Here is a 20,960-nt window from a genome sequence, read left to right as displayed (position 1 = left end):
CGTCAGCCCGCGAGACGCCGGACGACGCCGTCGGCGAGGAGCCGTCCGCGGTCGGTCAGCACCGCGCGGCCCCGGGTGTCCAAAGCGGACGGATCGAGCAGGCCCTCGGCCGCCGCCGCCCGGGCTTCGGCCAGCCCCGGCTCGTCGAGGACGTCCAGCGGAAGTCCTTCGGCGACGCGCAGTTCGAGCATGATCCGCTCGAGGTGCTGGTCGTCGTCGGTGAGCACCTCGCGCCCGCCCGCGGGCGACTCGCCGGCGGCCAGCAGCGCGGCGTAGCGCGCCGGGTGCTTGACGTTCCACCAGCGCACGCCGCCGACGTGGCTGTGCGCGCCCGGCCCGGCGCCCCACCAGTCGTCGCCGCGCCAGTAGCCGAGGTTGTGGCGGCAGCGGGCGGCGTCGTCCGCCGCCCAGTTCGACACCTCGTACCAGCGCAGGCCCGCCGCCGACAGCGTCGCGTCGATCATCTCGTAGTCCGCGGCCAGCACGTCGTCGTCCGGCGCGGGCAGCTCGCCGCGGCGCACCCGGCGGGCCAGCGCGGTGCCCTCTTCGACGATCAGCGCGTACGCCGACACGTGGTCGACGCCCGCGGCCAGCACGGCGTCGAGCGTGGCGAGGAGATCGTCCGGGCGCTCTCCGGGCGTGCCGTAGATCACGTCGAGGTTCACGTGCTCGAACCCGGCCGCCCGCGCTTCGGCGGCGGCCTGGCCCGGCCGGCCCGGGGTGTGCACGCGGTCGAGGATCTTCAGCACGTGCCGCGCGGCCGACTGCATGCCGAGCGAGACGCGCGTGTAGCCGGCCTCGCGGATCCCGGCGAAGAACTCCGGCGACGTCGACTCCGGGTTCGACTCCGTCGTGACCTCGGCGCCCGGGGCGAGCCCGAAGACGTCGCGCACGGCGTCGAGCACCGAGGCGAGGCCGTCGGCACCGAGCAGCGACGGCGTGCCGCCGCCGACGAACACGGTGTCCGCGGCGGGCGGCACGACCAGGACCTTCGCGGCGAGCTCCAGCTCGCGCCGCAGCCCTTCGAGCCAGGACTGCGGCGACGAGTCCGAGTCGAGCTCACCCGCGGTGTAGGTGTTGAAGTCGCAGTAGCCGCAGCGCGTCGCGCAGAACGGGACGTGCACGTAGACCCCGAACGTTCTGCTGCCGAGCCCCTTCAGCGCGCTCTCCGGCAACGCCGGTTCGATCGAGGTGGTGGAGTCGGGACGCAGCACGGGCACCCCCCGATTGTCCCCTACGACGCCGGGAGGTTCGCCGCCGCCCAGTCCGGGTCCGGCGGGATCATCTCGATGACGTCGAGCAGCACACCGTTCGGGTCGGCGACGTAGAAGTGCCGCTGCCCGAAGGCTTCGTCGACGACCGGCGTGACCAGCTCCACACCGGCTTCTTCCAGCCGCTTCGCCTCGGCCCGGGCGTCCTCGACGACGAGCCCGAACGCCAGCCCCGACACCGGCCGTGCCCGGTAGCCCTCCGGAACCGACTCGTGCCCACGCCGCACGAAGCTGATCTCGTAGCCGGGCGCGCCGGCGTTGACGCTGGCGAACCAGTCCAGCTCGACCGTGACCGGCAGGCCGATCACCTCCCGGTAGAAGCGGGTGGTCGCGGCGACGTCGTCGACCAGGTACCCCGCCCCGAAACCCTTGACCTGCATCCGCGCTTCCCCTCCGTCAAACCACTATGTCTGTAGTACTCTAAACATAGTGGTTTGAATCGGGCAAGGAGGATTCGTGCGGCAGAACACCGAGCGGCGGACGGCCCTGACGGACGCGGCCATCGAGGTCCTCGCCCGGGACGGCGCGCGCGGGCTCACCTACCGCGCGGTCGACACCGAGGCGGGCGTCCCGCCCGGGACGACGTCGAACTACTTCCGCGACCGCGACCAGCTGCTGGCCGAGGCGGGTGACCGCGTGCACGTCCGGCTGTCCGCACCGGCGGAGGTGCTGGCCGATCCGCGGGCCGAAGAGCCGTCGACCGGACGGGTCGCCGCACTGCTCGGCGACCTGATGACCCGGCTGACCACTCGCCGCAGCTCCTACCTCGCACTGCTCGAACTGCGGCTGGAGGCGAACCGGCGGCCCGGGTTGGCGGCGGCGCTGACGGCGACCGTCAAGGAGAGCTTCGAGCTGAGCGCGGGCTTCCACGAAGCCGCCGGACTGCCCGGCGGACGCGACGAGGTCCTGCTGCTCTATCTGGCCCTGACCGGCTTGACCGTCGAGCGGTTGACATTGCCCGAGGCCTTCTCCGGGTACTCGGACGCGCAGGTCGTGGGCCTGCTGGTCGACCGCATTCTCCCAGGCGAGTGACCCTTCTCCCACCATCCGGGCACCGCTGGACCACATTGTGGACGCGTGGCACGCTGACGCCGTGACTCATGCCGGTGTTCTCCTCGTGGCCCGCCGCCACGTCGACCTCCTGCGGGTCGCCAGCGCCCTCTGCGTACCCGTTCGCTGACTCCCGCCCCACCACCTGCCACGAAATCTGGACAGCCGGCGCCGGAGGACACACCCGCGAGCCGGTGTTCCTCCGCCGCCACGAAAGCCTCTCGGAGGACGCCGCCATGGCCACGCCCCAGACCCCCGCCCGCCCCGCGCGCGTCAAGCAGAAGCGCGGTGAAGGGCAGTGGGCGCTCGGTTACCGGGAGCCGCTGAACCCCAACGAGCGGTCCAAGAAGGACGACCACCCGCTCAACGTGCGGGCGCGGATCGAGAACATCTACGCCCACCGCGGGTTCGACGCGATCGACCCGGGTGACCTGCGCGGCCGCTTCCGCTGGTTCGGCCTCTACACCCAGCGCAAGCCGGGCATCGACGGCGGCCGCACCGCGACGCTGGAGCCCGAAGAGCTCGACGACCGCTACTTCATGCTGCGGGTCCGGCTCGACGGCGGCGTGCTGAGCACCGAGCAGCTCACCGTGCTCGGCGAGATTTCGCAGGCGTATGCGCGGGACACCGCCGACATCACCGACCGGCAGAACATCCAATACCACTGGATCCGGATCGAGGACGTCCCGACGATCTGGGCGAAGCTCGAGAACGCCGGCATGACCACGATGGAGGCCTGCGGCGACAGCCCGCGCGTCATCCTCGGCTCGCCGGTCGCGGGCATCGCGGCGGACGAGGTCATCGACGGCACCCCGGCCATCGACGAGATCAAGCGCCGCTACATCGGCAAGCCGGAGTTCGCGAACCTGCCGCGCAAGTTCAAGACCGCCATCTCGGGCCAGCCCGACGTGGCCCACGAGATCCACGACATCGCCTTCGTCGGCGTGAACCACCCCGAACACGGCCCCGGCTTCGACCTCTGGGTCGGCGGCGGCCTCTCCACCAACCCGATGCTCGGGCAGCGTCTGGGCGCCTGGGTGCCGATCGACGAGGTGCCGGACGTCTGGGAAGGCGTCATCTCGATCTTCCGCGACTACGGCTACCGGCGGCTGCGCTCGCGGGCCCGGATCAAGTTCCTGGTGAAGGACTGGGGCGCCGAGAAGTTCCGCCAGGTGCTGCAGGACGAGTACCTCAAGCGGGAGCTGATCGACGGCCCGCCGCCGGTCGACCCGGCCGTGCCGATCGACCACGTCGGCGTGCACCCGCAGGTCGACGGCAAGTTCTACGTCGGCGCGGCCCCGATCGCCGGGCGCGTCTCCGGCGGCACGCTGGTCGCCGTGGCCAAGGCCGCCGAGCGGGCGGGCTCGGGCCGGGTCCGGCTCACCCCGCAGCAGAAGCTGGTCGTGCTCGACGTCCCGGAGGCGCAGCTCGGGACGCTCCAGGCGGAGCTGGCCGAGCTGGGCCTGGAGTCGAAGCCGTCGCCGTGGCGGCGCAGCGTGATGGCGTGCACCGGGCTGGAGTTCTGCAAGCTCGCGATCGTCGAGACGAAGGCCCGCGCGCAGCAGCTCGTCGCGGACCTCGAGAAGTCGCTCGCCGACATCCAGGACGGCCTCGACACGCCGGTGACCGTGCACCTCAACGGCTGCCCCAACTCCTGCGCGCGGATCCAGACCGCGGACATCGGCCTCAAGGGCCAGATCGTCACCGACGCCGACGGCAACCAGGTCGAAGGCTTCCAGGTGCACCTCGGCGGCGGCCTCGGCCTCGACGCCGGGTTCGGCCGGAAGCTGCGCGGCCACAAGGTGACCGCGTCGGAGCTGACCGGGTACGTCGAGCGCGTCGTGCGCAACTACGTCACCGGGCGCGAAGACGGCGAACGGTTCGCGCAGTGGGCCGGGCGCGCCGACGAGAGCGCCCTGCAGTGACCTCCACCGAACGCGCCGTGCCGTACCACTGCCCGTACTGCGGCGACGAAGATCTGCGGCCGGAAGAGAACGGCGGCTGGCTTTGTTCGGCCTGTCGCCGGGTTTTCTCGGTCAAGTTCCTCGGACTGTCCCTTCCGGAGGTGTCCCGATGACCGCCACTGCCGACTACAAGACGCTCGCCGAGCGCGCGTCCAAAGAACTCGCCGAAGCGACCGCGGACGAGGCGATCCGCTGGACCGTCGACACGTTCGGCGAGGACTTCATCGTCGCGTCCAACATGCAGGACGCGGTGCTGATCGACCTCGCGACGAAGGTTAAGTCCGATGTGGACATCCTCTTCCTCGAGACCGGCTACCACTTCCCTGAGACGATCGGCACCCGTGACGCCGTGCAGGCGGTCTACCCGGACGTGAAGATCGTCAACGCCCAGGCCGAGCAGAGCGTCGCCGAGCAGGACGCGGAATACGGCGAGAAGCTGCACGACCGCGACCCGACGCTGTGCTGCAACCTCCGCAAGGTCGTGCCGCTGCGCAAGACCCTGGCGAACTACTCGGCGTGGATCACCGGCGTCCGCCGGGTCGACGCGCCGACCCGCGCGAACACCCCGATCGTCACCTGGGACGACCGCAACGGCCTGGTGAAGATCAACCCGATCGCCGCGTGGACCGACGACGAGTTCAACGGCTACATCCGGGACCACTCGATCCTGGAGAACCCCCTCGTCTCGATCGGCTACCTCTCGATCGGCTGCGCGCCCTGCACGGCTCGCGTGGAGCCGGGCCAGGACCCGCGCAGCGGCCGGTGGGCGGGCCAGTCGAAGACCGAGTGCGGACTGCACGGCTGAGGAAGGGACGCATGACGACCTTGGAGCCCGCGACCGATGCGGCGCAAGACAACCTGGCCGCTTTGGAATCCGAAGCCATCCACATCTTCCGGGAGGTGGCGGGCGAGTTCGACCGTCCGGTGATCCTGTTCTCCGGCGGCAAGGACTCGACGCTGCTGCTGCACCTGGCGATCAAGGCGTTCTGGCCGGCGCCGGTGCCGTTCCCGCTCCTGCACGTGGACACCGGGCACAACTTCGACGAGGTCATCGAGTTCCGCGACCGCGTCGTCGAGAAGCACGGGCTGCGCCTGGTCGTCGCGAAGGTCCAGGACTGGATCGACGACGGGCGCCTGGAAGAGCGCGCCGACGGCATGCGGAACCCGTTGCAGACCACGCCGTTGCTGGACACCATCGCGGAGAACAAGTTCGACGCGGTGTTCGGCGGCGGCCGCCGTGACGAGGAGCGCGCCCGGGCGAAGGAGCGGATCTTCAGCCTCCGCAACTCGTTCGGCCAGTGGGAACCGCGCCGGCAGCGGCCCGAGCTGTGGAACCTCTACAACGGCAGGCACCGCCCGGGCGAGCAGGTCCGCGTCTTCCCGCTGTCCAACTGGACCGAGGCCGACGTCTGGAACTACATCGCCCGCGAGAAGGTCGAGCTGCCGTCGATCTACTACGCGCACCAGCGCGAGGTGTACCTGCGCGACGGGATGTGGCTCGCCGAAGGCCCGTGGGGCGGACCGCGCCCGGGCGAGGAGGTCCGCGAGCGGACGGTCCGCTACCGGACCGTCGGCGACGGCTCGTGCACCGGGGCGATCGAGTCCACCGCGGCCACGGTCGAAGACGTCATCGCCGAGGTGTCGGCGTCCCGGCTGACCGAACGCGGCGCGACCCGCGCCGACGACCGGATGTCCGAGGCGGCCATGGAAGACCGCAAGCGTGAGGGGTACTTCTGATGAGTTCGCTGCTTCGCCTGGCCACGGCCGGGAGCGTGGACGACGGAAAGTCCACCTTGGTCGGCCGGCTGCTGTACGACACCAAGTCGGTGCTCGCCGACCAGCTCGACGCCGTCACGCGCGCGTCCGTCGACAAGGGACTGTCCACACCGGACCTTTCCCTGCTCGTCGACGGCCTGCGCTCCGAACGCGAGCAGGGCATCACCATCGACGTCGCGTACCGGTACTTCGCGACGCCGAAGCGGTCGTTCGTGCTGGCCGACACGCCGGGGCACGTGCAGTACACGCGCAACACGGTGACCGGCGCGTCCACCGCGCAGCTGGCCGTGCTGCTGGTCGACGCGCGCAAGGGCGTCATCGAGCAGACCCGGCGGCACGCGGCCGTGCTGGCCCTGCTCGGCGTGCCGCAGCTGGTGCTCGCGGTGAACAAGATCGACCTGGTCGGCTACGACGAGGCGACGTTCACGGTGATCGCGAAGGAGTTCGCTTCGCACGCCGAGACGCTCGGGTACCCGCGGGGTTCCGTGCTCGCGATCCCGGTCTCGGCGCTGGAGGGCGACAACGTCGCGACGCGCTCGGAGCGGACGCCGTGGTACTCCGGCCCCAGCCTGCTGGAGCACCTGGAGGACGTGCCGGTCGCGCCCGACCCGCACGACTCGGCCCTGCGCTTCCCGGTGCAGTACGTGATCCGCCCGCGGACGCCGGAGTACCTCGACTACCGGGGCTACGCGGGCCAGATCGCCGCCGGCACGGTCCGCCCGGGCGACGAGATCGTCGTGCTGCCCCAAGGCATCCGCAGCCGCATCGAGCGCATCGACACCGCGGACGGCCCGCTCGACGAAGCCGGCGCCGGGACGTCGGTGACGCTGCTGCTGGCCGACGACATCGACATCTCCCGCGGCGACCTGATCGCCGCCGCGGACGCGCCGCCGCGGGTCACCGACGAGATCACCGGCACGCTGTGCTGGCTGTCGTCGAAGCCGCTCAGGGCTGGCGCGCGCGTGCTCGTCAAGCACGGCGCCCGCACGGTACAGGCACTCGTGGGCGAGCTGCACGCGCGGTTCGACGAGCAGAACCTGTCCAGTGTGGACGCTCCATCGTCGTTGGAGCTGAACGACATCGGCCTGGTCACGTTGACGCTGGCCGAGGAGCTGGGCGTCGACGACTACGGTGTCAGCCCGCGCACCGGCGCGTTCCTGGTCATCGACCCGAAGGACGGCGACACCCTCGCCGCGGGCCTGGTGGGTCAGCGCTTCTCGTGACACCGCCCCTGGTCGCCGTCGCGCACGGCAGTCGTGATCCCCGCTCGGCGTCGACCGTGCGGGCGCTCGTCGACGTCGTGCGCGCGCGGGCGCCCGGGCTGCCGGTCCACGAGTCCTTCCTGGACCTTTCTTCGCCCAACGTCACGGACGTGCTGCGGTCGCTGTACGCGGCCGGGCACCGGACGGCGGTCGTGGTCCCGCTGCTGCTGGGCAGCGCGTTCCACGCGCGGGTCGACCTGCCGGCACTGATCGACCAGGTCGTCGCCGAGTGCCCGGGCTTCCGCGTCGAGGCATCGGCCGTGCTCGGCGCCGACCCGGCGCTGGAGGCGGTGGCCCTGGACCGGCTGGCCGCCGCGCCGCGCCGGCGGGGCACCGGCGTGCTGCTGAGCGCGGTCGGCTCGTCCAACGCTTCCGCCAACGCCGTGGTCGCTTCCCTGGCCGCGCGCTGGGAAGAACAGCTGGGTGTTCCGGTGAGCGAGGCGTTCGCTTCGGCCGCCCAGCCGGACATCCCCGCGGCCGCCGATCGGCTGCGTGCCCGCGGCGCGCGGCACCTGGTCGTGGCGTCGTGGTTCCTGGCGCCGGGCCTGCTGCCGGACCGCATCGAGCGGCTGGCCCGCGAGGCCGATCCCCGCGCGTTCGTCGCGGCGCCGCTCGCCGACGATCCGCGCGTCGCCGACGTCGTCATCAGCCGGTACGCCACCGCGGTGAGCGGCTTGCTCCGCCAATACGCCTAGCTCAGGGCGCTCGCGACCGCCGAAAGGCGAGTCTTTTTCACATTTCTGTTACCCAGCGCGCATGGGAACGGTAAATCCTTGACGCGCTAGTTAACTTGCCGGTAACTATCTAAGCGCTGCGCGGCTTTCTTTCCTCCCCTCCAAAACCGCAGGTAGGTGGATACAAGTGAAAGCACTTCACCTTTCCAAGCTCGGCGTTCTGGTCGCGGTCGCGGCCCTCCCGATCGCTCTCGCCGCCCCGGCTTCGGCGGCCACCACCGTCACCTTCGACTGCCAGGCCGACGCCCCGATCGTCGGGCCGCAGCAGGTGTCGCTCAACCAGGACACCGATGTCACCGCGCCCGCGACGGTCGCGCCCGGCGGCGCGTTCGACGTCGTCATCGACCCGGCGCCGAACACCGTCCCGGGCGACGTGAGCGGGAACAAGGTCAAGAACATCAACACGTTCGCGCTGAAGTTCCCGATCCCGGCGAACTCCAGCTTCGTCAGCGCGGACCTCGCGGGCGGCTCCGGGCTCGGCTCGACCGCGCCCACCATCGCCGTCGCGAACGGCGTCGCGACCCTGAGCTTCCCCGGCCCGATCGCGGGCGGCGCGACGTTCGAGCTGCCGACCGCGACCGCCCACCTGACCGCCGGCCAGTCGGGCACGATCGAGACGAAGCTGTCCGGCACGAGCTACAGCGACCCGGGCCTGACGTTCAAGGCGGTGGCGAGCACGATCATCGGCGACATCACCGCGCCGACGGCCTGCTTCCCCAACCCGAGCCCGGTCTTCACCACGACGACCATCGGCTGAGTGCCCGGGCCACCCCGCGGGTTCCCGCCCGCGGGGTGGCCCGCGTAACACCGGTGGCGCGCGGGGGATGTGCAAGGGTGTCGGTCATGGCTGACGAACTGGTGCACTACGACGTGGTGGGCGGCACCGCCACGATCACCCTGGACTCCCCGCACAACCGCAACGCGCTGTCGGCGCAGCTGCGCCGCGAGCTGTCCGCCTCGCTGGCCGCCGCGGCGGCCGACGACGCCGTCCGGGTCATCGTGCTCACCCACACGGGTCCGGTGTTCTGCGCGGGGATGGACCTCAAGGAAGCCCGCGGCGCCGGCGCGGGCGACCAGGGCGTGAACGAGTTCCCGAAGATCCTCGAGCAGCTGTGGACCAGCCCGAAGCCGGTGGTCGCCCGCCTGGCCGGCCCGGCCCGCGCCGGCGGCATCGGCATGGTGGCGGCCTGTGACATCGCCGTCGCGGTCCCGGAAGCGACGTTCGCCTTTTCGGAAGTCCGCATCGGCGTGGTCCCGGCGGTGATCTCCCTGACGGTCCTGCCGAGGCTGAACCCCCGTGCGGCGCACGAGCTGTTCCTCACGGGCGACACGTTCGACGCGCGCCGAGCGGTGGAGATCGGCCTGCTGAACTCGGCGACGTCCGACCTCGACGCCGAGGTGGCCCGGTTCGTCAAGGCGCTGGCCGCGGGCGGCCCGACGGCCCTGGCCGAGACGAAGGCGCTGCTGAGCCGCCCCCGCCCGGCGACGCCGTCGGAAGGGTTCGAGGAGATGATCGGGCTGTCGGCGAAGTTCTTCGCGAGCGAGGAAGGACAGGAGGGCATCCTGGCCTTCGCCCAGAAGCGCAAGCCGAACTGGGTCCCCCAGGACTGAAGCGGGTCACGCCGGAACCCGGGCCTGCTCGCGCGGAAGCAGCGCGAGCAGGCCCGTCACCCCGCCGCACGCCGCGGCCACGACGTACACCGGCGTCAAACCCCCGGCCTGGTAAGCGATCCCGAGCACCGCGACGCCGAGCGTCTGCCCGAACTGCCGGGTGGTCGTCAGGATCCCCGCGGCCATCCCCGCCCGGCCCGGCGGCGCCGCCGAAGCGATCGCCGCCCCCGTCGCCGGCCCCGCGATCCCCACCCCGATCCCGGTCACCGCGAGGCCGATCGGAATCCCGGCGACCAGCAGCACCAGACAGCCGACCGCACCCAGCAGCACCCCGGTGCCCAGCAGGACCCGCGGCGGTAACCGGTGCAGCACCTTCCCCAGGAACGTCGAGGTCAGGAACGACGCCACCGCGAGCGGCGCCATCGCGAGCCCGGCCTCGACCGGCGACAGCGAAAGAGCCAGCCACAGGGACACGTACACCAGCGCCGCAAAAGTCACCGTCGACGCCGCCGCGCAAGCCACCACCGTCGCGAACCCGCCGTCGCGGAACAAACGCAGGTCCAGCAACGGATCCGGGCGCCGCTCGACGAGTCCGAACGCGACGAACGCCAGCACCGAAACCGCCAGCGCCCCGATGGTGACCGGTGACGTCCACCGTCCCGAGCCACCCAATGTCAGCCCGTGCACCAGGCTCGCCGCCGCCACCGCGAACCACGCCGCGCCCGCGAAGTCGAACCGGCCGCCCCGCACCGGTGTGTCCCGCCCGATCGCGAACACCGTGAACGCCATCGTGAGCAACGCGAGCGGCACGGTGACGAAGAAGATCGCCGCCCAGCCGAAGTACTCGGTCAGCACCCCGCCCACCACCGGCCCCGCGGCCGCGCCGAGCCCGTTCACCGCGAAGAAGACGCTGATCGCGGTCCCTCGCGAGCGCCCTTCGTAGCCGGCGGCGAGCAAGGCGAACCCGGTCACCGCCAGCGCCGCACCACCGACCGCCTGCACCCCGCGCGCCGTGATCAGCGTCCCGATGTCCGGTGCGAGCCCGCAAGCCAGGGACGCCGAGCCGAACACCGCCAGCCCGGCGAGGAACACCCGCCGCGGGCCCCAGCGGTCGGCGAGCGAACCCGCCGCGAGCATCAGCACCGCCAAGACGAGCGTGTAGACGTCGGGCACCCACTGGAGCTGTCCCACCGACGCCGACAGGTCGGCGCCGATGCGGGGCAGCGCCACCTTCACGACGGTGGTGTCCAGCAGGAACAGGAACGAGCCCGCGCAGATCGCGAGCAACGGCCACCACTTGCGCATCGAATCTCCCTTCGTGTGCCTCGAAGGGTGTGGTCAGCGTGCCGATTGCCACCAGGAAAGTCGATAAATCCGCCGGATACCGTCAGCACTTACGATGTCCGCATGGATACCGTCATCCTGGACGACCTCGACCGCGGGCTCGTGCACGCCCTGCAGATCGACGGCCGCGCGTCGATGCGCACGCTCGGCCAGGTGCTCGGCGTCTCCGAGAACACGGTCGCCCGCCGCTACCGGCGGCTGCGGGACGCCGGTCTCCTCCGCGTCACGGGCGCGGTCAGCGGCGGCGAAGCGGGCTACACGACGTGGACCCTGCGCCTGCGCACGACACCCGACGCCGGGGCCGCCGTGGCGGACGCGCTCGCCGACCGGACCGACGTCTCGTGGGTGCACCTGCTCTCCGGCGGCACCGAGATCTCCTGCACCGTCCACGCACCGGACACGGCCGGGCGCGACGACCTCCTGCTGCGCAAACTGCCGCGCGCCAACCGGGTCACCGCCGTCTCCGCGCACGAACTGCTGCACACGTTCGCGCTCCCGGACGGCTGGAGTGGGCTGCACTGCCTGTCACCCGAGCAGGTCGAACGCCTGCGCCCGCCCCCACCGGAAGGCACCGGCCTCGCACCGGAACCCGGCGACCGGGCCCTCCTCGACGCCCTCGCGCGGGACGGGCGCGCCGGCTACACGGCGCTGGCGGCGGCGACCGGCTGGTCCGACTCGACCGTGCGACGCCGGATGGAGGTGCTGCGGCGGCACGGCACGCTGACCTACCACCTCGACGTCTCCCCGGCCCGCCTGGGATTCCGCTCCGAAACGCGGCTCTGGCTGGCGGTGGCGCCGGCGAACCTGGCCGAGGCGGGCGAGGCGCTGGCGGGCCACCCGGAGACGTCGTTCGCGGTCGCCACCACCGGCACCACGAACCTCACCGCGATGGTGAACTGCCGCGACGGCGGCGACCTCTACCGCTACCTCACCGATCGCGTGGCCGGGCTCCCCGGCGTGCGGACGCTCGAAAGCGCGCCGGTCATCCGCACGGTCAAGCGCGCGGGGACGCCGCTCAGGCGTCCGGCAGCACGACCGTGAGCCGCCACGAACCGGCGCTGCGGCCGTTCGGCCCGAGTGCGCGCTGCGCGTCCGAGAGCACGCTGCGGATCGCCAGGTAGGTCTTGGGCTCGGCCTTGCGCAGCGCGTCCGAGCCCGGCCAGATCAGCACGTGCTCCCCCGGCGGCAGCCAGGACAGGTCGGTCAGGCAGTCGTAGAGGGCGTCGAGGTTGTTGCCGAAGTGGTCCGGAAAGGACAGTGCCTCGGCGAACGCGGCCAGCGTGCCGGCCTTGTCCACGGTGGGCCGCGAGTTCACCAGGTGCGGGTACGCGCCCCTCGCGAAGGCCTCTTCCGCGGCGGCCTTCGCCTGCTCCGAGGCGCTCATCGGGCCGGGTCCACGACGACGAACGACGCGTAGTGGTCGCCGGTGTAGTACAGCTCGTGGGCCTGGCCCGTGATCAGCCGCCGCGCGCCGCGGTCGGCGCTGCCGGGGGTCTTCACGGTGTACTCGTGGTAATAGCCGGACTTCTTGCCGGGCAACCGTTTCTCGCGGTTCTCGAACACGACGTCGTCGTTGCGCGGGTACGGGTACGGCCCGCCCTTTTCGATCAGCTTCCACGTGTCGCCGGCCTGCGGGGGCAGCGTCGAGAGCGCCTTGACCGGCAGCCCGGAGTCCGCGCCCGGCACGGCCGCGCCACCCTTCGCGGGGGCGGTCGCCGAGCTGCTCGTGGAGGTGCCCGGCGCCGGCTTCGAGTCGTCGCTGACGGCGTCCTTGACCAGCCAGCCCCCCAGCACCAGTACGAGGAGCCCGATCAGGGCGGCGGTGATCCGCCTACGGTTGAACATGGTGCGCCAGCCTAGGACGGGGTGTCGGAGCGGTCGTCGTCACGCCCCGGAGCGAGCCTGCGGGCGAACAGCCCGACGAGCTTGTCGAGCACCCACGCGGCGGCCAGGCACAGCGGTACGACGACCACCATGACCAGCACGAACTGGACCGGGAACCAAGCCTGGGCGAGCCACAGCTCGACCCCGTCCCACCAGTCGGCAAGCCCGTTGAACACGGTGTGAGCCTACGCGCGGTCTACTGCCGCCGCGCTTCAGGGCCTCTCTCCCGAAATCGGCGGAGCCGATTGCTGCGGAGGCGCAGCCACCCGACGAAGTCGGGTTCGGAACCACACGGCGCAAGGCCCGGTTCGCGTGTCTCGCGACACGCAGCACAGGGTTTGAGGAGGCGGTACGTTGCGAGGCATGTTCGCCGTGTACGCGCAGGAACCCAACGCCGAAAGCCCCCTGGACTCGCTCGTCGTCGGCGAGCGCCCCGAACCCGACGTGCCGGACGGCTGGGTCCGCGTGCACGTCAAGGCGGCCAGCCTCAACATGCACGACCTCTGGACGCTGCGAGGCGTCGGGATCAAGCCCGAGCAGTTCCCGATGATCCTCGGCTGCGACGGCGCCGGGACCCTCGACGACGGCTCCGAGGTCGTGATCCACTCGGTGATCAACGCGCCGGGCTGGCAGGGTGACGACACCCTCGACCCGAAGCGGACGCTGCTCACCGAGAAGCACCAGGGCACCTTCGCCGACCAGGTCGTCGTGCCGGCCCGCAACGTCGTTCCGAAGCCCGCCGGGCTCAGCTTCGCCGAGGCCGCGACCATGGGCACGGCCTGGCTGACCGCCTACCGGATGCTCTTCGTGAAGTCCGGGCTGCGGCCCGGCCAGACGATGCTCGTCCAGGGCGCCTCCGGCGGGGTCTCGACGGCGCTGGTGCAGCTCGGCCGCGCGGCCGGGTTCCGGGTCTGGGTGACCGGCCGCAGTGAGGAGAAGCGCGCGCTGGCCTCGAGCCTCGGCGCGCACCAGACGTTCGAGTCGGGCGCGCGGCTGCCCGAGCGCGTCGACGCCGTGTTCGAGACCGTCGGCAAGGCGACCTGGTCGCATTCGGTCAAATCGCTCAAGCCGGGCGGGATCATCGTCGTCTCCGGCTCGACCAGCGGCCCGGACGCGGGTGCCGAGCTGCAGCGCGTCTTCTTCCTCCAGCTGCGCGTCTCCGGGTCGACCATGGGCACCCGCGACGAGCTCGCGGACCTGCTCGCCTACCTCGACCTGACCGGGGTGCGGCCGCAGATCGGCGCCGAACTGCCCTTCTCCGAGGCCCCTAAGGGGTTCCGGGCGATGCTCGACGGCGACACCGCCGGCAAGATCGTCTTCACCCGCTAGACCCGCGCTGAGCTGGGCGGATCGTCTTGTTCCGCCCGGCTCGGCATTAGGTGAATCCCTAACGTACTCAGTTCGAGATCTGGTCGTTAGCACCTGAATTCGACCAAAACCCAATGGTCGCAAGGTATTCTGTAGTCATGACCGCGACGAAGCGGCCCGACTCGGCTGGACCGGGCGGCCGGTCCAGCAGCGACCCGGACCCGATCCGGGTCTCCTTCCGGCGCTACGCCGGTGTCCGCACCCGCGTCCTGGAGGTCGGCGAAGCCGGCCCGGACCCGGACCTCCCCCGCCGCTCGCTGCGCCGCCGCGCGGCCACGCCCCACGTGCGGCCGAGCGCGCCGCGCCTGGTGCTGCTGCACGGCTACTGCGACAGCGCCGACACCTGGCGCCCCGCCCTGGAGCAGCTCGCGGCCGCCGGGATCCCGGCGGTCGCGGTCGATCTGCCGGGTTTCGGGGACGCGCAGCCGCTGCGGCCCGGTCCGATGCTGCCGCAGCTCGACGCGTTCACCACGGCCGTCGTCCGCGAGCAGGCCGTGCTCGGCTCGGTCGTGCTGGCCGGCAACTCCCTCGGCGGCACGATGAGCCTGCGCGCCGCGCAGAACAGCCGTCTCCCCATCTCCGGCGTCGTGTCCATCGCCGCGCCCGGGTTCGTCGACTCGTGGCTGATCCGGACCGTGGCGCGCTACCCGTTCCCCCTGCGGCTCTACTCTGCGCTGCCGGTCCCGGTACCGGGCTTCCTGGTGCGCAAGGTCGCCGAGCAGCTCGTCCCGCGGCTCCTCTACGCGAACTCGGGCGCGGCCGACGCGCTCCAGGTGCAACGCTTCACGGCCCTGTTCCCGGACTACCGCGCGACCAAGAGCCGGCTCGAGCAGGCCCGGCAGCTCGTCGCGGAGCTCGCCGACGCCTACCGCCTCGACTCGGTGAAGGTGCCGCTGCTGGTCGTCGCGTGCGGCAAGGACAAGCTCGTGACCGCCGCGTCCGGACGGCAGCTGCACACGCTCGTGCCGCACAGCCGCCTGCTGGTCCGCGAAGACTGGGGGCACTGCCCGCAGCTGGACGACCCGGTCGAGATCGCGGAGCTGCTCACCTACTTCGCGGCGAGCGCGGTCCGGACCACCCAGGCCAAGCGCGCGGTCGAGACGGTGAGCGAGGACACCGCGGCGGGCTGAACGGCTCACGCTGTCTTCACACCGAGATCGCGGTAGGTTCCGGCGTTGGGTCCGTGATCCGGGCCCGTCCACCGCGACGTTCGGGAGATGATGATGTCCTCTCCAGTGGGTGCCGGCTCCGGCATCTTCCGGCGAAAGCCGATCGACCAGATCCAGGACACCTCGGAAAGCGGTGGCCTGAAACGCACCCTGGGCCTGTGGCAGCTGACCGCCATCGGCATCGGCGGCATCATCGGCGCGGGGATCTTCGCCCTCGCCGGCAGTGTCGCCCACGGCGACGACTCGGCGGGCATCCCCGGGGTCGGGCCGGCCGTGCTGATCTCGTTCCTCATCGCCGGCGTCGCGAGCGCGGCGGCCGCGTTCTCCTACGCCGAGTTCGCGGGCCTGATCCCCAAGGCAGGTTCGGCCTACACGTACGGCTACGCGGTGCTCGGCGAGGTCGTCGGCTGGTTCATCGGCTGGGACCTGCTGCTGGAGTACACCGCGATCGTGGCGGTGGTGGCCATCGGCATCTCCGGCTACTTCAGCTTCCTGCTCGGCCAGCTCGGCCTCGACCTGCCCGCCTGGATGCTCGGCGCCCCCGGCACCGGACCCGGCCACAAGGTCGACCTCTTCGCCATGCTGCTGTGCCTGCTGATCGCCTACCTGCTCAACCGCGGCATCCGCAGCGCCGCCCGGTTCGAGACGGTGATGGTCGGGATCAAGGTCCTGATCGTGCTGGTGGTCATCCTGGTCGGCTTCTTCTACGTCAAGACGGGCAACTACACGCCGTTCGCCCCGGCCGGCTTCGGCGGCGCGGTGACCGGCGCGGCGACGGTCTTCTTCGCCGTCTTCGGGTACGACGCCATGAGCACCGCCGCGGAGGAGTCGAAGGACGCGCAGCGGCACATGCCGAAGGCGATCCTCTACTCGCTGGGGATCTCGATGGTGCTGTACGTGCTGGCCTGCCTGGTGCTGACCGGCATGCAGAAGTACACCGAGATCGACCCGAAGAGCGGCTTCTCGACGGCGTTCAAGTCGGTCGGCCTCTCCGGGCTGGCCACGGTGATCGCGATCGGCGCCATCGTCGGCATCCTCACCGTGCTGTTCACGTTCCTGATGGGCGCCACCCGCGTCGGCTACTCGATGAGCCGCGACGGCCTGCTCCCGCCGTGGTTCGGCAAGACGAACCCGAAGCGCCAGGTGCCGAGCCGCATGACGTGGATCCTCGGCGGCGCTTCCGCGATCATCGCCGGGGTGCTGCCGATCGGCGAGGCCGCCGAGCTGACGAACATCGGCATCCTGCTCGCGTTCGTCGTCGTCTGCGTCGCGGTGATCGTGCTGCGCTACAAGCAGCCGAACCTGCCCCGGACGTTCAAGACGCCGGGCATGCCGGTGGTCCCGGCCGTCGGCATCGTGTTCTCGATCTGGCTGATCACGTTCCTGCAGCCGGCGACCTGGATCCGGTTCGCGATCTGGTTCGCCATCGGCATGGTGATCTACTTCCTCTACAGCCGCCGGCACTCGCTCCTGAACCACACGCCGGCTGCTTCGTCCGCTTCGGACGTCGAGAAGACGGACTAGCGGATCCGGTCGAGGCGTGCGGCGGCGTCGCGCGCCTCGACCTTCAGCCGTTCGAGGATGACGGCGGCCGACGCGTCGTAGGCGAGCGGGTACGTCTGGCCCGCCCACAGCGAAATCGCCTCCGGATCGCCGGCCTTCGCCGCCGCCTTCCGCACCGGCCCGGCGAGGCTGTTGAGCTGCGGGTAGGCCGCGGGCGCGCCTTCGGAGAGCACGTCCATGAACTTGTTGACCAGCCCGCGTGCCGGACGGCCGCTGAAGGCGCGCGTGAACGCCGTCTCGCGCTCGGCCAGCGCCAGGGCCTTGCGGTGGGCCTCGGAGGTCCCGGCTTCGTCGGCGCGCAGGAAGACCGTGCCCAGCTGGGCGGCGACGGCTCCCGCGGCGAGCACGGCGGCGACGTCCGCGCCGTGCACCAGACCCCCGGCCGCGACCAGCGGCAGGTCGACGTGCGCCGCGACGAGCCGCAGCAGCGCGAGGACGCCGTATTCGGCGCCACCGCCCGGCAGGCGCGCGTCGTCGGTGAACAGGGACCGGTGCCCGCCCGCTTCGAAGCCCTGCAGGACGAGCGCGTCGGCGCCGAGGCCCGCGGCCCGCCGCGCGGCTTCCGGGGTCGTCACCGTGACGACGACCGCGCTGCCGGCCTCGTGGAGCCGGACGACGTCCGACGGCGACGGCGGCCCGAAGGTGAACGACACCACGGGAACCCGCTTCTCGAGCACGACGTCCAGCTTCGCGGGGTACGCGTCGTCGTCCCACTTCGGTTCGCCGAGTTCGACGTCGTATTCGCGGGCGAAGGCCTGCAGGCGCTCCTGGTGCGCGGAAACGTCGGCGCCGGTGTCGGGCTGCGGGACGAAGAGGTTGACGCCGAACTCGCGGCCGGTCAGCTCCCGCGTGCGGTCGATCTGCGCGGCGAGCGCCGCGGGCGTGAGCATGCCGGCCGAAAGGAAGCCGAACCCGCCGGCCTCGCTGACCGCGGCGACCAGCTCGGGGGTGGTCGGCCCGCCCGCCATCGGGGCGGCGATGACCGGGAACGTCAGCTCGTCGAACATGCTCCCGAGCGTAATGGCCTCAGCCGGGCAGCAGCATCGTGTAGAGCTTCTTGATGAGCCCGTCTTCGACGAGGGCGACGTCGATCCCGCGCACGACCGGCGGCCCGCCCGCCGGACCGAGCTCCCAGGCGAGGTGGCCCAGGTCGTGGTTGACCAGCACCGGCCCGGCCGCGGCGAACACGAACCCCGGCGACTGGTCCAGCAGCCCCTTGGCCTTGGCGTTCAGCTCCTCGTGGCCGGTCGCGCTGCCTTCGGGATCGACGAACACGACGTCGGCGGCGTAGGTCGCCGCGATCGCCTTCGCGCGCCGTTCGTCGTCGCGTTCGTTGAACACCCCGAGCAGGTTGGCTTCCATCAGCTCGGCCACCGTCGCCATCACACGCTCCTCGTTCCGGGGGACGCCCACCATATTACGTGACATTTCACGTAAATGTCACGGGTGGTCGTCCGGCCGGGGCAGGGTGCCGTGCTCGACGAGCGCGTCGTAGACGCGGTCCAGCAAGGTCGCCAGCTGCGGCATCCCGTCCGGCCCGAGCGTGTCCAGGAACGCCTTCCGCACGAACTCGACGTGGTCCGGCCCGGCTTGGCGCAGCGCCTCCCGGCCGGCCTCGGACAAGGCGACGTCGACGGCCCGGCGGTCCTCGGCGTTGGCACCGGTCTCGACCAGTTCGCGTTCCCGCATCCGCTTGAGGTGGTGCGAAAGCCGGCTGCGTTCCCAGCCGATGCGGATCGCGAGGTCGGTGACCCGCATCCGGCCTTCCGGCTCGCTCGTGAGGGCGACCAGCACGTGGTAGTCGGCGAGCGAGATCCCGCTGTCGGCGCGCAGCTGCCGGTTCAGCTCGTACTCCAGGCGCAGGTGCACCTTCATGTACGCGTACCAGGCGGCCGTCTCGGCGGCCGTCAGCAGCGCGAACGGCGACTCCGGCGCGAGCTCTTCGGCCATGGCGCGAGCTTAACCACCCGACTTGGTCTAGACCATCGCCCGGGGAAATGCGACGATCCGGGCAGGTGCGACGGCGATGTCGCGCCCTTCCCGCCAGGAGGTCCCCCGGTGAAGACTCCCTTCGCGCGGCGGCTCGGCCGCGCGCTCGCCGTGCTGGCGCTGATCGGCGCCAGTACGACCGCCGCCCAGCTGGCCCCGGCCGCGGCGGCCACACCGGCGCTGCAGTCGATCGTGCCCGTGCCGGCCTCGGTGACCCCGGCGGCCGGCGTCACGTTCCCGCTGGTCTCGACGACGAAGATCGTCACCGAAGCCGGCTCGGCGCCGGCCAAGGACGTCGGCACCTACCTGGCCGGCGTGCTGCGGCCGTCGACCGGCTTCGCGCTGCCGGTGTCCGACGCGCCCGCGTCCGTGCCGTCCGACAGCATCGCGCTGCTGCTGAGCGGCGCGCCCGCTTCCGTCGGCACGCAGGGCTACCAGCTCGTGGCGACGGCGTCTTCGGTCACCCTGCGCGCCCAGACGGCCGACGGGCTCTTCGCGGGCGTCCAGACACTGCGTCAGATGCTGCCGGGCCGGGTCGAAAGCCCCACGGCCCAAGCGGGACCGTGGACCGTCCCGGGCGCGACGATCGTCGACTACCCGCGCTTCGGCTACCGCGGCGCGATGCTCGACGTCGCCCGGCACTTCCACCCGGTGTCGACCGTGAAGCGGTACATCGACGAGCTGGCCCAGTACAAGATCAACAACCTGCACCTGCACCTGGCCGACGACCAGGGCTGGCGCATCCAGATCGACAGCTGGCCCCGCCTGACGACCTACGGCGGCAGCACGCAGGTCGGCGGCGGCGCGGGCGGCTACTACACGAAGGCGCAGTACACGGACATCGTGACCTACGCGGCCTCGCGCCACATCACGGTCATCCCGGAGATCGACATGCCGGGTCACGTGAACGCGGCGCTGGCGTCGTACGCGGAGCTGAACTGCAACGGGGTGGCGCCGGCGCTGCGGACGGACACGGCGGTGGGCTACAGCTCGCTGTGCATCTCGAAGGACATCACGTACACGTTCGTCGGCGACGTCCTGCGCGAGCTGGCGGCGTTGACCCCGGGCCCGTACCTCCACATCGGCGGCGACGAGGCGTCCTCGACGTCGGCGGCGGACTACGTGACGTTCGTGAACAAGGTGCTCCCCCTGGTGGCGGCCACGGGCAAGTCGGTGGTGGGCTGGCACGACATCGCGAAGGCTTCCCTGCCCGCTTCGGCTTCCCCGCAGTTCTGGGGAACCTCCACGTCGGACGCGGGGGTGTCGACGGCGGTCTCCCGCGGCAGCAAGGTGATCCTGTCGCCGGCGAACAAGGCGTACCTGGACATGAAGTACAACAGCTCGACCCCGATCGGCCTGTCGTGGGCGGGCTACATCGAGGTCCAGGACGCGTACGGCTGGAACCCGGGCGCGTACCTGTCGGGGGTCGGCGAGTCGGCGGTCCGCGGAGTGGAATCGCCGCTGTGGGCGGAGACGGTGGTGACACCCGCGGACATCGACTACCTGGCGTTCCCGCGCCTGGCGGCGCACGCCGAGCTGGGCTGGTCCCCGTGGTCGACCCACGACTGGACGGCGTTCCGCACCCGCCTGGGCGCGCAGGCCCCGCGCTGGGTGGCGCAGGGGCTGAACTTCTACCGGTCGTCGCAGGTTGCCTGGGACACCGGCGGGACGACGAACCCGGGCACGTGCGCGGACCCGGCTTGGGCGGCGTCACAGGTGTACACGGGCGGGAACGTGGTGTCGCACAACGGCCACAAGTGGACGGCCAAGTGGTGGACGCAGGGCGAGGAGCCGGGGACAACGGGCCAGTGGGGAGTGTGGACCGACAACGGCGCCTGCTGAAGCGTCTCGGCCCAGCCGGGACGGGGCCAGCCGCCTTGGCCCTGCGGGTCCCGGTCCACGAGCTGGTCGAAGAGGCGCAGGGTGCCGCGCACTCCGGGTGTCCACCACCGCGCTCCGGCGATCGGACGGCGAT

24 protein-coding genes are annotated in these 20,960 nt (G+C 71.5%); 15 read left to right on the top strand and 9 right to left on the bottom strand.

The window, feature by feature from the left end; genetic code table 11:
• Positions 1-2: 2 nt before the first annotated feature.
• Positions 3-1,220, bottom strand: a complete 1,218-nt coding sequence (hemW, locus tag AA23TX_RS27545) for a radical SAM family heme chaperone HemW (RefSeq protein WP_155545720.1) — start codon at positions 1,218-1,220, stop codon at positions 3-5.
• 14 nt (positions 1,221-1,234) lie between these two features.
• A complete protein-coding gene (locus AA23TX_RS27540; RefSeq protein ID WP_155545719.1) occupies positions 1,235-1,651 on the bottom strand; it encodes a VOC family protein in 417 nt (138 codons plus the stop codon).
• A 76-nt stretch (positions 1,652-1,727) separates the two neighbouring features.
• Here AA23TX_RS27540 and AA23TX_RS27535 point away from each other — a divergent pair, with 76 nt between their 5' ends.
• From AA23TX_RS27535 to AA23TX_RS27495, 10 genes are all read left to right on the top strand, one after another.
• Positions 1,728-2,303 carry a TetR/AcrR family transcriptional regulator gene (locus AA23TX_RS27535; protein WP_155545718.1) on the top strand — a complete coding sequence of 192 codons (576 nt, stop codon included), beginning with the start codon at positions 1,728-1,730 and terminating at the stop codon, positions 2,301-2,303.
• A 37-nt stretch (positions 2,304-2,340) separates the two neighbouring features.
• Positions 2,341-2,451: a putative leader peptide gene (locus AA23TX_RS51025; protein ID WP_352252756.1), complete on the top strand. Its 111-nt coding sequence runs from the start codon at positions 2,341-2,343 to the stop codon at positions 2,449-2,451.
• 106 nt (positions 2,452-2,557) lie between these two features.
• Positions 2,558-4,246 carry a nitrite/sulfite reductase gene (locus AA23TX_RS27530; RefSeq protein WP_155545717.1) on the top strand — a complete coding sequence of 563 codons (1,689 nt, stop codon included), beginning with the start codon at positions 2,558-2,560 and terminating at the stop codon, positions 4,244-4,246.
• Positions 4,243-4,398, top strand: a complete 156-nt coding sequence (locus tag AA23TX_RS50280) for an Insertion element protein (protein WP_155545716.1) — start codon at positions 4,243-4,245, stop codon at positions 4,396-4,398. Before AA23TX_RS27530 ends, AA23TX_RS50280 begins: the two co-directional genes overlap by 4 nt.
• Positions 4,395-5,090: a phosphoadenylyl-sulfate reductase gene (locus AA23TX_RS27520; protein ID WP_155545715.1), complete on the top strand. Its 696-nt coding sequence runs from the start codon at positions 4,395-4,397 to the stop codon at positions 5,088-5,090. The genes AA23TX_RS50280 and AA23TX_RS27520 overlap by 4 nt, the downstream gene beginning before the upstream one ends.
• Positions 5,091-5,101: 11 nt before the next feature.
• The gene (gene cysD / locus AA23TX_RS27515; protein WP_155545714.1) at positions 5,102-6,022 is read left to right on the top strand and encodes a sulfate adenylyltransferase subunit CysD; all 921 of its coding nucleotides are present in this window, start codon (positions 5,102-5,104) and stop codon (positions 6,020-6,022) included.
• Entirely contained in the window at positions 6,022-7,284 is a 1,263-nt protein-coding gene (locus tag AA23TX_RS27510) for a sulfate adenylyltransferase subunit 1 (RefSeq protein WP_155545713.1), read from the top strand. The genes cysD and AA23TX_RS27510 overlap by 1 nt, the downstream gene beginning before the upstream one ends.
• Complete coding sequence (locus AA23TX_RS27505) at positions 7,281-8,018, top strand: sirohydrochlorin chelatase (protein WP_155545712.1); 738 nt, start codon at positions 7,281-7,283, stop codon at positions 8,016-8,018. Before AA23TX_RS27510 ends, AA23TX_RS27505 begins: the two co-directional genes overlap by 4 nt.
• Before the next feature lie 166 nt (positions 8,019-8,184).
• Positions 8,185-8,814, top strand: a complete 630-nt coding sequence (locus AA23TX_RS27500; RefSeq protein WP_155545711.1) for a cyclase — start codon at positions 8,185-8,187, stop codon at positions 8,812-8,814.
• Between the two features lie 86 nt (positions 8,815-8,900).
• The gene (locus AA23TX_RS27495; protein WP_155545710.1) at positions 8,901-9,668 is read left to right on the top strand and encodes an enoyl-CoA hydratase family protein; all 768 of its coding nucleotides are present in this window, start codon (positions 8,901-8,903) and stop codon (positions 9,666-9,668) included.
• 6 nt (positions 9,669-9,674) lie between these two features.
• Here the strand turns inward: AA23TX_RS27495 and AA23TX_RS27490 are convergent, their stop codons facing one another.
• Entirely contained in the window at positions 9,675-10,973 is a 1,299-nt protein-coding gene (locus AA23TX_RS27490) for an MFS transporter (protein ID WP_155545709.1), read from the bottom strand.
• A 102-nt stretch (positions 10,974-11,075) separates the two neighbouring features.
• Here AA23TX_RS27490 and AA23TX_RS27485 point away from each other — a divergent pair, with 102 nt between their 5' ends.
• Entirely contained in the window at positions 11,076-12,053 is a 978-nt protein-coding gene (locus AA23TX_RS27485; protein WP_155545708.1) for an Lrp/AsnC family transcriptional regulator, read from the top strand.
• Here AA23TX_RS27485 and AA23TX_RS27480 read toward each other — a convergent pair.
• Genes AA23TX_RS27480 through AA23TX_RS27470 form a run of 3 tightly spaced genes read right to left on the bottom strand, consistent with a single transcriptional unit; the run spans position 12,028 to position 13,072 of the window.
• Positions 12,028-12,396, bottom strand: a complete 369-nt coding sequence (locus tag AA23TX_RS27480; RefSeq protein WP_155545707.1) for a barstar family protein — start codon at positions 12,394-12,396, stop codon at positions 12,028-12,030. The two genes, AA23TX_RS27485 and AA23TX_RS27480, sit on opposite strands and share 26 nt — an antisense overlap.
• Entirely contained in the window at positions 12,393-12,857 is a 465-nt protein-coding gene (locus tag AA23TX_RS27475; protein ID WP_155545706.1) for a guanyl-specific ribonuclease, read from the bottom strand. The genes AA23TX_RS27480 and AA23TX_RS27475 overlap by 4 nt, the downstream gene beginning before the upstream one ends.
• 11 nt (positions 12,858-12,868) lie before the next feature.
• Positions 12,869-13,072, bottom strand: a complete 204-nt coding sequence (locus AA23TX_RS27470) for a hypothetical protein (protein WP_086676857.1) — start codon at positions 13,070-13,072, stop codon at positions 12,869-12,871.
• A gap of 187 nt (positions 13,073-13,259) precedes the next feature.
• Between AA23TX_RS27470 and AA23TX_RS27465 the strand changes: the two genes are divergently transcribed.
• The 3 genes from AA23TX_RS27465 to AA23TX_RS27455 all read left to right on the top strand — a co-directional run bounded on the left by AA23TX_RS27465 (position 13,260) and on the right by AA23TX_RS27455 (position 16,957).
• Positions 13,260-14,225 (top strand): quinone oxidoreductase family protein, encoded by a 966-nt coding sequence (locus tag AA23TX_RS27465; RefSeq protein ID WP_155545705.1) that lies wholly within the window; start codon positions 13,260-13,262, stop codon positions 14,223-14,225.
• Positions 14,226-14,362: 137 nt separating this feature from the next.
• Positions 14,363-15,394: an alpha/beta fold hydrolase gene (locus AA23TX_RS27460; protein WP_155545704.1), complete on the top strand. Its 1,032-nt coding sequence runs from the start codon at positions 14,363-14,365 to the stop codon at positions 15,392-15,394.
• A 93-nt stretch (positions 15,395-15,487) separates the two neighbouring features.
• The gene (locus AA23TX_RS27455; RefSeq protein ID WP_196425549.1) at positions 15,488-16,957 is read left to right on the top strand and encodes an amino acid permease; all 1,470 of its coding nucleotides are present in this window, start codon (positions 15,488-15,490) and stop codon (positions 16,955-16,957) included.
• Here the strand turns inward: AA23TX_RS27455 and AA23TX_RS27450 are convergent.
• The 3 genes from AA23TX_RS27450 to AA23TX_RS27440 are packed head-to-tail and all read right to left on the bottom strand — an operon-like array spanning position 16,954 to position 18,946.
• Positions 16,954-18,003, bottom strand: a complete 1,050-nt coding sequence (locus tag AA23TX_RS27450; RefSeq protein ID WP_155545703.1) for a nitronate monooxygenase — start codon at positions 18,001-18,003, stop codon at positions 16,954-16,956. The genes AA23TX_RS27455 and AA23TX_RS27450 overlap by 4 nt on opposite strands.
• Before the next feature lie 19 nt (positions 18,004-18,022).
• The gene (locus tag AA23TX_RS27445; RefSeq protein WP_155545702.1) at positions 18,023-18,379 is read right to left on the bottom strand and encodes a nuclear transport factor 2 family protein; all 357 of its coding nucleotides are present in this window, start codon (positions 18,377-18,379) and stop codon (positions 18,023-18,025) included.
• A 57-nt stretch (positions 18,380-18,436) separates the two neighbouring features.
• The gene (locus tag AA23TX_RS27440; protein ID WP_155545701.1) at positions 18,437-18,946 is read right to left on the bottom strand and encodes a MarR family winged helix-turn-helix transcriptional regulator; all 510 of its coding nucleotides are present in this window, start codon (positions 18,944-18,946) and stop codon (positions 18,437-18,439) included.
• 108 nt (positions 18,947-19,054) lie between these two features.
• Here AA23TX_RS27440 and AA23TX_RS27435 point away from each other — a divergent pair, with 108 nt between their 5' ends.
• Complete coding sequence (locus tag AA23TX_RS27435) at positions 19,055-20,827, top strand: beta-N-acetylhexosaminidase (protein ID WP_155545700.1); 1,773 nt, start codon at positions 19,055-19,057, stop codon at positions 20,825-20,827.
• The last annotated feature ends 133 nt before the right edge of the window (positions 20,828-20,960 follow it).

This window comes from Amycolatopsis camponoti (genome assembly GCF_902497555.1).
GTDB classification, from domain to species: domain Bacteria; phylum Actinomycetota; class Actinomycetes; order Mycobacteriales; family Pseudonocardiaceae; genus Amycolatopsis; species Amycolatopsis camponoti.
The sequence above is the reverse complement of the archived record's forward strand: the minus strand, read 5'-3'. Positions and strand labels throughout refer to the sequence as shown.

Excerpts from the sequence above, each read along its gene's own strand:
- AA23TX_RS27450 (WP_155545703.1), bottom strand. The coding sequence starts at position 18,003 with ATGTTCGACGAGCTGACGTTCCCGGTCATCGCCGCCCCGATGGCGGGC.
- AA23TX_RS27445 (WP_155545702.1), bottom strand. The coding sequence starts at position 18,379 with ATGGCGACGGTGGCCGAGCTGATGGAAGCCAACCTGCTCGGGGTGTTC.
- AA23TX_RS27480 (WP_155545707.1), bottom strand. The coding sequence starts at position 12,396 with ATGAGCGCCTCGGAGCAGGCGAAGGCCGCCGCGGAAGAGGCCTTCGCG.
- AA23TX_RS27495 (WP_155545710.1), top strand. The coding sequence starts at position 8,901 with ATGGCTGACGAACTGGTGCACTACGACGTGGTGGGCGGCACCGCCACG.
- AA23TX_RS27485 (WP_155545708.1), top strand. The coding sequence starts at position 11,076 with ATGGATACCGTCATCCTGGACGACCTCGACCGCGGGCTCGTGCACGCC.
- AA23TX_RS27440 (WP_155545701.1), bottom strand. The coding sequence starts at position 18,946 with ATGGCCGAAGAGCTCGCGCCGGAGTCGCCGTTCGCGCTGCTGACGGCC.
- AA23TX_RS27540 (WP_155545719.1), bottom strand. The coding sequence starts at position 1,651 with ATGCAGGTCAAGGGTTTCGGGGCGGGGTACCTGGTCGACGACGTCGCC.
- AA23TX_RS27530 (WP_155545717.1), top strand. The coding sequence starts at position 2,558 with ATGGCCACGCCCCAGACCCCCGCCCGCCCCGCGCGCGTCAAGCAGAAG.
- AA23TX_RS27520 (WP_155545715.1), top strand. The coding sequence starts at position 4,395 with ATGACCGCCACTGCCGACTACAAGACGCTCGCCGAGCGCGCGTCCAAA.
- AA23TX_RS27475 (WP_155545706.1), bottom strand. The coding sequence starts at position 12,857 with ATGTTCAACCGTAGGCGGATCACCGCCGCCCTGATCGGGCTCCTCGTA.
- AA23TX_RS27460 (WP_155545704.1), top strand. The coding sequence starts at position 14,363 with ATGACCGCGACGAAGCGGCCCGACTCGGCTGGACCGGGCGGCCGGTCC.
- AA23TX_RS27510 (WP_155545713.1), top strand. The coding sequence starts at position 6,022 with ATGAGTTCGCTGCTTCGCCTGGCCACGGCCGGGAGCGTGGACGACGGA.
- AA23TX_RS27490 (WP_155545709.1), bottom strand. The coding sequence starts at position 10,973 with ATGCGCAAGTGGTGGCCGTTGCTCGCGATCTGCGCGGGCTCGTTCCTG.
- AA23TX_RS27465 (WP_155545705.1), top strand. The coding sequence starts at position 13,260 with ATGTTCGCCGTGTACGCGCAGGAACCCAACGCCGAAAGCCCCCTGGAC.
- cysD (WP_155545714.1), top strand. The coding sequence starts at position 5,102 with ATGACGACCTTGGAGCCCGCGACCGATGCGGCGCAAGACAACCTGGCC.
- AA23TX_RS27455 (WP_196425549.1), top strand. The coding sequence starts at position 15,488 with ATGTCCTCTCCAGTGGGTGCCGGCTCCGGCATCTTCCGGCGAAAGCCG.